Source organism: Streptomyces sp. NPDC102467, from assembly GCF_044765445.1.
In the GTDB taxonomy this organism is placed as follows: Bacteria; Actinomycetota; Actinomycetes; order Streptomycetales; family Streptomycetaceae; genus Streptomyces.
In genome coordinates this window covers 274,540-286,140 of record NZ_JBIWKA010000014.1, presented here as the reverse complement: position 1 = coordinate 286,140, position 11,601 = coordinate 274,540, and the positions used below count along the sequence as shown (strand labels likewise).

The window sequence follows — 11,601 nt, the reverse complement described above, 5'->3', positions numbered from 1 at the left end:
CTGGCGTTGACTTTTGGCACGCTGTTGAGTTCTCAAGGAACGGACGCTTCCTTTGTACTCACCCTCGCGGGCTTTCCTCCGGGCGCTTCCCTTCGTGTTTCCAACCTTACCAGATCCGTTTTCCGTTCCGTTTCCGGTTCGGATTTCATTTCCGGTGGCCGTTGGGGGCCTTTGCCTTTCGGCTGATCCGACTTTATCAGAAGTTTTGGGCCGGACTGACCGGCTCTTGTTTTCCGATTTATCGGGAGGGCTTCTCGAAGAATGTTATTTCGTGAAGCGCGGTAAACACTAACCGTTGCGGTCGAACTTGTCGAGCTCGGGGCAACTGTTCGAATCTACCTCCCCGGTTCGGCCGTGTCAACGGTCTTTCCGGGGCGAAGAGGAGACTAGCAGGTCAGGGAGGCTGCACGCACATCAGGCGGCGGTCGGCAGGACCGCGCTGCGCTCGGCCATCTCCAGGTCTCCGGATTCGCCCTCACGGGCCGCGCGCCCGCCGAGTACATAGACGTAGGTCAGAAAGGCGAGTTCCGCGGCGATGCCGATCCCTATGCGGGCCCAGGTCGGGAGGCCGGAAGGGGTGACGAAGCCTTCGAGGGCACCGGAGATGAACAGGATCAGGGCCAGGCCGATGGCCATGCCGATCGCTGCGCGGCCCTCTTCGGCGAGGGCTGTCCTTCGCGTACGGGGGCCGGGGTCGATGACCGTCCAACCGAGGCGCAGTCCCGTGCCGGCTGCTACGAAGACCGCGGTCAGTTCAAGGAGGCCGTGGGGCAGGATCAGGCCGAGGAAGGTGTCGAGGCGGCCGGCCGAGGTCATCAGGCCGATGCCCACGCCCACGTTGAGCACGTTCTGGAAGAGGATCCACAGGACCGGCAGTCCCAGGAAGATGCCCAGGACCAGGCACATGGCGGCTGCTTGCGCGTTGTTCGTCCAGACCTGGGCCGCAAAGGACGTCGCCGGGTGGCTCGAGTAGTACGTCTCGTACTGGCCGCCCGGGCGGGTCATCTCGCGGAGCTCGGACGGCGCGGCTATGGAGGCCTGTATCTCAGGGTGCGTGCCTATCCACCAGCCGATCAGGGCGGCTGTCGCCGTAGAGATCAGGGCCGTGGGGACCCACCAGTGGCGGGCCTTGTAGACCGCTGCCGGGAAACCGCGGGTGAGAAAACGGGTGACGTCGCGCCATGAAGCACTGCGGGTGCCGGTCACGGCACTACGCGCGCGTGCCACGAGTTGGGTGAGGCGGCCGATGATCCTGGGGTCCGGGGCACTCGACTGGATGAGGGAGAGGTGCGTGGCCGTGCGCTGGTAGAGGGTCACCAGTTCGTCGGCTTCCGTGCCGGTCAGACGGCGTCGACGGCGCAGCAGCGCGTCCAGGCGGTCCCACTCGGCTCGGTGGGCGGACACGAAGACGTCGAGGTCCATCGGGTCTGCTGCTCCTCGCATTCCGGCACCTGTGCGGCGCGATGTGCCCTCAGCTTGGCAGACTGGCGGTTCCTAGGGCAGGTCAGGGAAGGGTGGGTGGCCGGCGTGAGTGAGCTGGTGACAGGCGAGGCAGTGGCGTTGGAGCTGCGGCCCGCAAAGCTGCCGAGCCGTGCGCTCGCCGTGCTCATCGATCTGGTGGTCGCGTTCGTCGTCTACATCGTCGTGACGATCGCCGTGGTGGCCGCGACCGCGTCGCTGGACGACGCCGCCGCGGCCGCGCTCTCCGTGGCGTTGTTCCTGCTGGTGCTGGTCGGGATTCCGATCGCCGTGGAGACGTTCAGCCATGGCCGGTCCCTCGGGAAGCTCGCGTGCGGGCTGCGGGTCGTGCGGGACGACGGCGGGCCGATCCGGTTCCGCCACGCGTTGGTGCGCGGGGCGGTCGGGGTCGTGGAGATCCTGATGACGTTCGGTGTCGTGGCGTGCATCGCCTCGCTGGTGTCTGCCCGGGGGCGGCGGGTCGGGGACGTCTTCGCGGGGACGCTCGTCGTGCGCGAGCGGGTGCCGAGCGGGCAGGCGGCGTTCGTGCCGCCTCCGCCGCCGTGGCTGGTCGGGCGGTTCGCGCAGTTGGATCTGTCCGCTGTGCCGGAGGGGTTGTGGCTGGCCGTGCGGCAGTACCTGACGCGGATGGGGCAGTTGGATCCGCAGGTCGGATGGGGCATGGCCGGGCGGCTGGCCGCCGACCTCGCCGCGCACACCGGTGCGCCCGCGCCGAGCGATGTGCCGCCCGCGGCGTTCCTGGCCGCGGTGATGCACGAGCGGCAGTCACGCGAGGCGCAGCGGGCCTTCGGCTCGGTGGGGCAGGTGGGTTACCCCGGGGCGTATGGGGGCCATGGGCAGCCCGGGGTTGCTGTGCCGCCGCCCGCGGCCGTGTTCGCTCCGCCCGCTCCCGTTTCCGCTCCCCCGCAGGGGACGTACGGCGGGCAGGTCGCTCCAGCTTCCGGTGCCGGGTCCTTTCCTCCGCCTGCTTCCTTGCCCGTGGCGCCGCCGGTCGTCAACCCGGCGCAGGAGTCCGGGGGTTCCGAGCCGCCGGCCACCGGGTTCGCCCCGCCTGCCTGACATCGCCGCGGGGTTCGAGCGCGTCAGCTGAATGTCGACGGCGGTGTCTCGAGGTCCTCCAGCTCGATGCCCGGGGCCGCCAGGACCACGTCGCCGCTGATGTGGATCGTGTGCTGCTCTCCCGTGTCCAAGGCGCTGACCTGGTATTCGTCCACTGCCAGCGGTCCGTTGTCAGTGGCGTGTGTTTCGCTGTTCAGCAAGGTCCAGGACTGGTCCAAAGTGCGGGGGGCCAGGGCGGGATCCGTGAGCGCGACAAGGCGGACGCGGGTCGAGGGGGAGGCGGGGGTGAGGTTGAGCAGACGCGTGGTGGCGATGAGGAACGCGGGGGACGTGCCGGTGAAGGCATGGGCGGGGGCGTTTCCCTCGGTGGCGTGGGTGCCGGTGGGGTCGGTGCGTACCCAGGTGACGCCGTCGATGGCGGCTCCCCTCACCTGCCAGCTCGCGGCGTTCACTTCGAGGCGGATGGGGCGGCCGAGCTCGTCGAGGGCGAGGTCGATCGAGCCGGCGTGGTCGCCGGAGGGGGTGGTCCGTTGGGCTACGTAGCGCCAGCCCGAAGGGCCGGGCGCACAGTGGAAGTGCTCTTCACCGAGGGGGGTGTGATCGTGCGGATCGTGGAGCGAATATCGGCCTCGGGGCATGGGGTTCGCGGGGTCCTCTGGCTGGCTTGATGACGGCTGCCGCCGGTCGCGGGTTACGGGCCATGCGGTCTGCGGGCGTCGAAGGACATGTCCACCGTAGCCAGCGGTGCGGCCGGGTACGGGACAGGCCCCCGGCACGGGGGTGCGGGGGCCTGTCCTGTCAGTCGGTGTCCGGGACTGCGACCGGCGTGGTGCGTGTGCTGCTCAGTAGCGGTAGTGGTCCGACTTGTACGGGCCCTCGACCTCGACACCGATGTACGAGGCCTGCTCCGGGCGGAGCGTCGTCAGCTTCACGCCGAGCGAGTCCAGGTGCAGGCGCGCGACCTTCTCGTCCAGGTGCTTGGGCAGCACGTAGACGTCGGTCGGGTACTCGGACTGCTTGGTGAACAGCTCGATCTGCGCGAGGGTCTGGTCCGCGAAGGAGTTGGACATCACGAACGACGGGTGTCCGGTCGCGTTGCCCAGGTTCAGCAGACGGCCCTCGGACAGCACGATGAGGACCTTGCCGTCGGGGAACGTCCAGGTGTGGACCTGCGGCTTGACCTCGTCCTTGACGATGCCGGGGATCTTCGCGAGACCGGCCATGTCGATCTCGTTGTCGAAGTGACCGATGTTCCCGACGATCGCCTGGTGCTTCATCTTGGCCATGTCGCTCGCCATGATGATGTCCTTGTTGCCGGTCGTGGTGACGAAGATGTCGACCTTGTCGACGACCTCGTCCAGCGTCGCGACCTGGAAGCCGTCCATCGCTGCCTGCAGCGCGCAGATCGGGTCGATCTCCGTGATGATCACGCGGGCGCCCTGGCCGCGCAGCGACTCCGCGCAGCCCTTGCCCACGTCGCCGTAGCCACAGATGAGGGCGGTCTTGCCGCCGATCAGCACGTCCGTGGCCCGGTTGATTCCGTCGACCAGCGAGTGGCGGCAGCCGTACTTGTTGTCGAACTTCGACTTCGTCACGGCGTCGTTCACATTGATCGCCGGGAAGAGGAGCGAGCCCTCGCGCTGCATCTCGTACAGCCGGTGCACGCCCGTCGTGGTCTCCTCCGTCACGCCGCGGATCTCGGAGGCGAGCTGGGTCCACTTCTGCGAACCGTTCGAGATCGTGCGGTTCAGGAGCTGGAGGATGACGCGGTGCTCGTCGGACTCGGCGGTGTCGACCGAGGGGACCTTGCCGTCCTTCTCGTACTCGACGCCCTTGTGGACGAGGAGGGTGGCGTCACCACCGTCGTCCAGGATCATGTTCGGACCGCCGGTGGGGGTGTTCGGCCAGGTCAGCGCCTGCTCCGTGCACCACCAGTACTCCTCAAGGGTCTCGCCCTTCCAGGCGAAGACCGGGACGCCCTGCGGGCTGTCCGGCGTGCCGTTCGGGCCGACGGCGATGGCCGCGGCGGCGTGGTCCTGGGTGGAGAAGATGTTGCAGGACGCCCAGCGGACCTCGGCGCCCAGGGCGACCAGGGTCTCGATGAGCACGGCCGTCTGGACCGTCATGTGCAGGGAGCCGGTGACGCGGGCGCCGGCGAGCGGCTGCGCGGCGGCGTACTCCTTGCGGATCGACATCAGGCCGGGCATCTCGTGCTCGGCGAGGGTGATCTCCTTGCGGCCGAAGTCGGCGAGGGAGAGATCGGCGACCTTGAAGTCCTGGTCCTGTCGGTTGGCGACAGACGTCATAAGTGAGCTGCTCCTCGGTGCAGTTGCGATCGGTCGAGGTGGGCTTGGTGCGCATGCCCACGATCGGGTACGCGCATGGCTGATCTGCGGTGTCCTGGGACACAGGTGTCCCCTGGCACTCACAGCGCAGTCCGTCGGAGGCCCTCTCTCCCTCGGCCGGCCCGTCCCGCGGGCCGCCCGACCGCCATCAGCAGCGACGTCTGGCTGGTGACGAATCTACACCGATCGGCTCAGTCGGCCCCACCCCGTCTTCGCCCCGTCCCCGTCCCGGTCGCAGCGGGGCGTGGCCGGTTTCAGCCCCCCCGGGCCTGGCGAAACAAGTGCCCTCAGACCAGGTGATCAGGGACTTTCGGACTTTTGGCCCCGTGCGTACCTGTTGCAGGATGCGAGAGAAACCGCCAACATTTGCGCGGTCTTGTTTGGTGAAGGCGCAAAGGAGGGCCACGTGACCAGTCCGGCCGACCCCCACACGGGCGGAGGGGCCGCCGAGCAGCGGAAGAAGTTGAAGCTGCTCGCGGTGACCGCCTGTCCGACCGGCATCGCGCACACCTATATGGCGGCGGAGAAGCTGCAGCAGGCAGCGGACGCCCTCGGCATCGACATGAAGGTGGAGACGCAAGGGTCCATCGGGGCCGAGAACGTTCTGACTGACAACGATGTCAAGGATGCCGACGGCGTCATCATCGCCGCGGACAAGGACGTCGATCGCAGCCGGTTCACCGGCAAGCGGGTTCTTTCGGTCGGCGTGTCCGAAGGAATCAGCCACCCCGAGCAACTGATCGAGCAGGTGCGGAGCGCACCCGTGCACGGAGCCGGGGGCGGTGGCGGTGGCGCCGAGCCGCTCGCGTCGTCCGGCGGTGGCGGCAGGGAGCGCAGCGTCGCGTACAAGGCGCTGATGAACGGCGTCAGTTACATGATTCCGTTCGTGGTGGTGGGCGGGCTGCTCATCGCCATCTCGCTGTCGCTTGGCGGGCACACCGACCCCAAGGGCGGTCTCGTCATCCCGCCCGATTCCTTCTGGATGCACGTCAACCAGATCGGGACCATCGGCTTCACCCTCATGGTGCCGATCCTGTCCGGCTATATCGCGTACGCGATCGGTGACCGGCCCGCGCTCGTCCCGGGCATGATCGGCGGCTGGATCGCCAACACCGGTGACCTGTACGACTCGAAGGCCGGGGCCGGATTCATCGGCGCGATCGTGACCGGCTTCCTCGCCGGATATCTGGTCCTGTGGATCAAGAAGGTCAAGGTCCCGAAGTTCGCCCGCCCGATCATGCCGATCATCGTGATCCCGATCGTGGCCACCACCGCGCTCGGACTCTTCTTCATCTACGTCATCGGCAAGCCCATCTCCTGGGTCTTCGAGCATCTGACCAGCTGGCTCTCCGGCATGACCGGGACCAGCGCGATCCTGCTCGGCGCGATTCTCGGGCTGATGATCGCGTTCGACATGGGCGGTCCTGTCAACAAGACGGCGTTCCTGTTCGGTGCGGGGCTCATCGCCACCGGTAACCAGACCGTCATGGGCATGTGTGCCGCCGCCATCCCCGTGATGCCACTGGGCCAGGGCCTCGCGACGCTGATCCGCAAGCGGCTGTACACCGAGCAGGAGCGGGAGACGGGTCTCGCCGCGCTGTTCATGGGGTGTTTCGGCATTTCCGAGGGCGCGATCCCGTTCGCCGCGGCGCGGCCCGCGCAGGTCATTCCCGCCAACATGCTGGGTGGCTCCGTGGCCGGTGCCATCGCGGGGATGGCCGGTGTGGAGGACGCGGTGCCGCACGGCGGCCCGATCGTCGCGGTGCTCGGTGCCGTGGGCGGCGTGCCGATGTTCTTCGTGGCCGTGGTCGCGGGTTCGATCGTGACCGCGCTGGCCACCGTCGCCCTGGTGGACCTCAGCGAGCGCAAGCGGCGCGGTGAGGCTCTGGTGAGCGTGCCGGCCGGGCCCGAGCCCGCCCTCGCGGCCGTCGGCGTCGGCGCCGGTGCCACCGGCAGTGCCGCGCAGGGCGCCGTGGCCGCCGCGCAGATCACCTCGCCCGCTCCCGCCGACCCGGCGGGGGCCGAGGTGCTCTCCGGCTATCTCACCGGGCAGACCGTCAAGGTGGAGCTGGACGCGCGCGACAAGGAAGCGGCCATTCGTGAGATGGCCGGGCTGCTCGCGGCCACCGGCAAGGTCGGTGACGTGGAGGAGCTCGTGCGGACCGCGCTGCGGCGTGAGGCGCAGGGGACGACCGGCCTCGGCGAGGAGATCGCCATCCCCCACGCCAAGACCGACGCGGTGACGGCGCCGGTGGTCGGGTTCGCACGGTCCGCCGAGGGCATCGAGTGGGGTTCGCTGGACGGGACGAAGGCGAAGCTCGTCTTCATGATCTCGGTGCCGGAGGCTGCCGCCGGTGACGAACACCTGCGGATTCTGGCGCTGCTCTCGCGGAAGTTGATGGACACCGACTTCAGGGCGCGGTTGCAGGCGGCGCCGGATGACGCGGCGATCCTTGAGGTGCTGTCGGAGGTGCGGTAGGCCTCCTGCCGACAGCCCGTACGTGGAGGGGGCCCCGCCGAGAAGTCTCGGCGGGGCCCCCTCCACGTAGAAGAAGAGATCAGTGCTCCGGCGTCGGTGTCGGGCCGCCCGGCATCGCCTCGCGGTCGGGGCCCTTCGCGGCCTCGGTCTCGCTGTAGATGTCCGGTTCGAGGTAGATGACGCGGGCGATCGGGACGGCGGCGCGGATGCGGGCCTCGGCCTCGTTGATGGCGCGGGCCACCTCGGCGGCGGTGTCGTCGTGCTGGACGGCGATCTTCGCGGCGACGAGGAGTTCCTCGGGGCCGAGGTGGAGCGTGCGCATGTGGATCAGCCCGGTGACGGTGGCGCCGTCGACGACGGCCTCCTCGATCTTGCGCACCTCGTCCGTGCCCGCGGCCTCGCCCAGCAGGAGCGACTTGGTCTCCAGGGCGAGGACGATCGCGATGGTGATGAGCAGCAGGCCGATGCAGAGCGTGCCGATGCCGTCCCAGACGGCGTCGCCGCTGGCGAGGGTGAGGCCGACGCCCAGGAGCGCGAGGACCAGACCGATCAGCGCGCCGAAGTCCTCCAGGAGGACGACCGGCAGCTCGGGGGCCTTGGCGCGCTTGATGAACTGGCTCCACGAAAGCTTTCCGCGCAGCTGGTTGGACTCCTTTATGGCCGTACGGAAGGAGTAGCCCTCGGCGATGATCGCGAAGACGAGAACGCCGACCGGCCAGTACCAGTGCTCCAGGTCGTGCGGGTGCTTGATCTTCTCGTAGCCCTCGTAGACGGCGAACATGCCGCCGACGGAGAAGAGGACGATCGATACGAGGAAGGCGTAGATGTAGCGCTCGCGGCCGTAGCCGAACGGGTGCTGCGGGGTCGCCTCGCGCTTGGCCTTCTTGCCGCCGATCAGGAGCAGGAATTGGTTACCGGAGTCGGCCAGCGAGTGGACCGACTCGGCGAGCATCGATGACGAGCCACTGAAGAGGAACGCCACGAACTTCGCCACCGCGATCGCGAGGTTGGCGGCGAGCGCCGCCACGATCGCCTTTGCTCCGCCTGAAGCACTCATGTTGTCCCTGGTGTCCCTTCGTACGTCCCGTGCCGCTGCGAGGAAGTCTGCCGCTTTGCCCGGCCTTTGCGGTGGGTCATTGTTGCAGCACGGGACGTGCGGGGCTGGAGTCAGGCCACGACGGTCGCCCGGAAAATCGTGCCGACCCCGGACACTTCCACCTTTTCTCCTGCGGGGACGAAGGCGGACTCGCCGGGGGCGAGGGCGATTTCACCCGCGTGGACCGAGCCGGCCGTGCAGAGCAGGATCTGCGGTGTCCCGGCCGTGAGGTCGTGCGCGGGGGCGTCCTCGGGCAGGACGAAGCGGGAGAGCCGGAACTCGTCGATGGGGGTGTCGTAGACCTCTTCGCCGTCCGGGGACGCCTCGGGGCGCAGCACGCCCGGGTCGGTGGCCTCGAAACGGACGATGCGCAGCAGCTCGGGGACGTCCACGTGCTTGGGGGTCAGGCCGCAGCGCAGGACGTTGTCGGAGTTGGCCATGATCTCGACGCCCAGACCGTTCAGGTACGCGTGCGGGACGCCCGCGCCGAGGAACAGGGCCTCGCCGGGCTGCAATTGTACGTAGTTGAGCAGCATCGCCGCGATGACGCCCGGGTCGCCGGGGTAGTGGTGGGCGATGCCCGCGTACGGCTCGTAGACGCCTCCGAGGCGCTGGGCGGCGTCCGTGGCGTCGGCGACCGTCTGTGCCATCTCGTCGTGGTCCGCGCTCAGTACGGCGGTGAGGACCTCGCGCAGCGCGGCCTCTTCGGGGTGGGCGCGCAGCAGGTCGGTGTACGGCTTGAGGCTGTCGACGCCGAGGCCTTCGAGCAGGCTCGCGGCCTCCTCGGGCGCGCGGAAGCCGCACAGGCCGTCGAACTCGGTGAGCGCGCAGATCAGTTCGGGCTTGTGGTTGGCGTCCTTGTAGTTGCGGTCGGGCGCGGTGATCGGGACGCCCTTCGCCTCCTCCTCCGCGAACCCCTGCTTCGCCTGCTGGAGGTCGGGGTGCACCTGGAGGGAGAGGGGCGCGCCCGCGGCGAGGAGCTTGAGGAGGAACGGCAGGCGCGGGCCGAACTTCTTGGCGGCCGCCTCGCCGAGCTGTCCCGCCGGGTCCGCGTCGATGACCTTGTCGAGCGGGCCGCGCTCGGTGCCCGAGGGGGCGCCGGGGTGGGCGCCCATCCACATCTCGGCCTGGGGTTCGCCGGTCGGCTCGGCGCCGATGAGGTGCGGGATGGCGGTGGTGGAGCCCCAGGCGTAGGGGCGGACGGTGTTGGTGAGGCGGTCCATGAGGTGTTCTTCTCCGTACGTACGCGAGGTGCGCGGTGCTGCGGGGGTGGCGGTGCCGCAGCGGGCGGCAGGGTGCGGTGCCGCGGCGGTGGCGGTGCCGCGGCAGGGTGCGGTGGTGGCCGGGCGTCGTCGGTCGGCCGACCGGGTACAGGGTCGGGGCCGGGTCACGTCCCGGAGGCGAGGCCCAGGTAAACGGCGGCGAAATCCGTGACGGCGATCAGCTCGGCGAGGGCTTCGAGCTCGGTGCCCTCCTCCGGTTCCAGCTCGCTGATCGCGACGTCGTGCGACAGCGCGAGTTCGCGGGCCGCGGGGGCGGCGGTCAGGCCGCCGGTGGGCCGGTCCCGGAGCAGGACGACGCGGGCGCGCAGTCCCTGGCCCTCGTCGACGCGGTCGCGGAAGAAGTCGTCGGGGGCGGCGGCCGCGGCGAGGTCGCTGGTGAGGAGCGCGCCGTGGGCGGGCAGCGCCTCGGGCAGGTCGGCGGCGAGGGCGGGCCGCCCGGCCAGCTCGGCGAGGGCGGCGGCGAAGCGGCGGCCCGCCGGGCCCGCGGCCGCGCCCTCGGTCCAGATCAGCGGGAGCGCCTCAGCGAGCTCGGAGGCGAGGGTCTTGGCCGGGTTGCTGTACGTCGCGACGGCCGGGCCGCAGCGCTCGGCGGTGTGGTCGAGGCGGTCGGCGACCTTCGCCAGGGTCTCGGCCGGCGCGGACAGCAGCCCGGTGCGGTCCAGGAGCACGAGGAGGGGCGTCAGCAGGGCCCAGAGCGCGCCGGGCGCAGCCGCCGTGGCCGATTCGTCCTGCTCGTACGGGGCCGTCGCCATCGGTACGAACAGGCCGTGCGCGCCGGCCACCGTCTCGGTCAGCGGGGCGCCGGTGGGGCATACGGCGACGACGGTGACGCCGCGCCGGTACGCCTGCTCGACCAAGAGCGAGAGGCTCGGCTCGGTGCCCTCGGGGGAGGCGATCAGGAGCAGGTCGACCGGGCCTGCCCAGCCGGGCAGCTCCCAGCGCAGGGCGCCGGCGGCGGGGGCGACGCCGGTGGGGCGCAGCCGGACCACGGGGCAGGCCGCGCCGGCCAGCCGGCCGATCAGGTCGGCGACGCCGACGGCCGCGGTGCCGGGGCCCGCGATCAGGACGGCGCGCGGGCGGCCGTCCGGCTTGAGGTCGCTGATGCCGGCCTCGGCCGCGTGCCGGGCCGCCGTGCGGACGCGGGCACCTGCCTCGGCGGCGCCGCGCAGCAGGCCACGGCGGTCGGCCCTGGCCAGCGCCTCCGTGTCGTCCAGGAGCGTTTCGTCGAACATCGCGTCGGGCCTCCTGCTCGCGGGAACGGTTACGCGGGGCGGCGGGCCTCGTCGACCAGGAGGACGGGGATGCCGTCGCGGACCGGGTAGGCCAGACCGCAGTCGTCGCCGGTGCAGATCAGCTCGGCGTCGGCCTCCTTGAGGGGGGCGTGGCAGGCCGGGCAGGCGAGGATCTCCAGGAGGCCGGCTTCGAGCGGCATGAGGGTTCCCTTCGGGTGCGGGTGTGGTGAGTGCGGGGTGCACTGGTTCAGCCCGGTCAGCGTACCGCCGGGGCGCTGCGCTGGGCTTGGGCGGCGGTGGGCTGGGCGGGGTTTTGGTGCGGAGCGGAGTGGGTCGGTGGGGTGTCGTCGCCGTGGCCGGGTGCAGGTTCGGTCGCCTTGAGGGCTCGTCCTCAAGCGCCGGACGGGCGGGGGTGGGCTCGCGGCCTCAAGCGCCGGACGGGCTGGGGATGCCCGATCAGGTACCCGCCGTCGCCGAGTACCGGTCCAGTCGCCTGAGCGTCGGGGGGGGGCGGCGGGCGGGGGGGGGGGGGGGGGGGGGGGGGGGGGGGGGGGGGGGGGGGGGGGGGGGGGGGGGGGGGGCCGGGGGGGGGCCCCCCCCCGCCCCGGGGGCGGGCCGGCCGGTTTAG

10 protein-coding genes are annotated in these 11,601 nt (G+C 70.5%); 3 read left to right on the top strand and 7 right to left on the bottom strand.

What is annotated here, in order from left to right; all coding sequences use genetic code 11:
* The coding region (locus ACIREE_RS29155) for a hypothetical protein (RefSeq protein WP_404158353.1) at nucleotides 1-186 on the top strand (186 nt) is incomplete at its 5' end.
* Nucleotides 187-414: 228 nt separating this feature from the next.
* On the opposite strand, the gene ACIREE_RS29150 is transcribed toward ACIREE_RS29155, so the two are convergent.
* A complete protein-coding gene (locus ACIREE_RS29150; protein WP_404158413.1) occupies nucleotides 415-1,422 on the bottom strand; it encodes a stage II sporulation protein M in 1,008 nt (335 codons plus the stop codon).
* 105 nt (nucleotides 1,423-1,527) lie between these two features.
* Between ACIREE_RS29150 and ACIREE_RS29145 the strand changes: the two genes are divergently transcribed.
* Entirely contained in the window at nucleotides 1,528-2,538 is a 1,011-nt protein-coding gene (locus ACIREE_RS29145) for an RDD family protein (protein WP_404158410.1), read from the top strand.
* Nucleotides 2,539-2,561: 23 nt separating this feature from the next.
* Here the strand turns inward: ACIREE_RS29145 and ACIREE_RS29140 are convergent, their stop codons facing one another.
* Together ACIREE_RS29140 and ahcY are read right to left on the bottom strand one after the other, a co-directional pair.
* The gene (locus ACIREE_RS29140; protein ID WP_404158351.1) at nucleotides 2,562-3,176 is read right to left on the bottom strand and encodes a hypothetical protein; all 615 of its coding nucleotides are present in this window, start codon (nucleotides 3,174-3,176) and stop codon (nucleotides 2,562-2,564) included.
* 204 nt (nucleotides 3,177-3,380) lie between these two features.
* On the bottom strand, nucleotides 3,381-4,844 hold the full coding sequence (gene ahcY / locus ACIREE_RS29135) for an adenosylhomocysteinase (protein WP_404158348.1): 1,464 nt from the start codon (nucleotides 4,842-4,844) through the stop codon (nucleotides 3,381-3,383).
* Between the two features lie 445 nt (nucleotides 4,845-5,289).
* On the opposite strand from ahcY, the gene ACIREE_RS29130 reads away from it, so the two are divergent.
* On the top strand, nucleotides 5,290-7,362 hold the full coding sequence (locus ACIREE_RS29130; protein ID WP_404158344.1) for a fructose-specific PTS transporter subunit EIIC: 2,073 nt from the start codon (nucleotides 5,290-5,292) through the stop codon (nucleotides 7,360-7,362).
* 79 nt (nucleotides 7,363-7,441) lie between these two features.
* Here ACIREE_RS29130 and ACIREE_RS29125 read toward each other — a convergent pair whose 3' ends face one another.
* The 4 genes from ACIREE_RS29125 to ACIREE_RS29110 all read right to left on the bottom strand — a co-directional run bounded on the left by ACIREE_RS29125 (nucleotide 7,442) and on the right by ACIREE_RS29110 (nucleotide 11,173).
* Complete coding sequence (locus ACIREE_RS29125; protein WP_404158341.1) at nucleotides 7,442-8,419, bottom strand: cation diffusion facilitator family transporter; 978 nt, start codon at nucleotides 8,417-8,419, stop codon at nucleotides 7,442-7,444.
* A gap of 110 nt (nucleotides 8,420-8,529) precedes the next feature.
* Entirely contained in the window at nucleotides 8,530-9,681 is a 1,152-nt protein-coding gene (manA, locus tag ACIREE_RS29120) for a mannose-6-phosphate isomerase, class I (RefSeq protein WP_404158338.1), read from the bottom strand.
* 164 nt (nucleotides 9,682-9,845) lie between these two features.
* A complete protein-coding gene (locus ACIREE_RS29115; RefSeq protein ID WP_404158335.1) occupies nucleotides 9,846-10,973 on the bottom strand; it encodes an SIS domain-containing protein in 1,128 nt (375 codons plus the stop codon).
* Between the two features lie 29 nt (nucleotides 10,974-11,002).
* Nucleotides 11,003-11,173, bottom strand: a complete 171-nt coding sequence (locus tag ACIREE_RS29110) for a Trm112 family protein (RefSeq protein ID WP_363199446.1) — start codon at nucleotides 11,171-11,173, stop codon at nucleotides 11,003-11,005.
* Nucleotides 11,174-11,601: the final 428 nt, after the last annotated feature.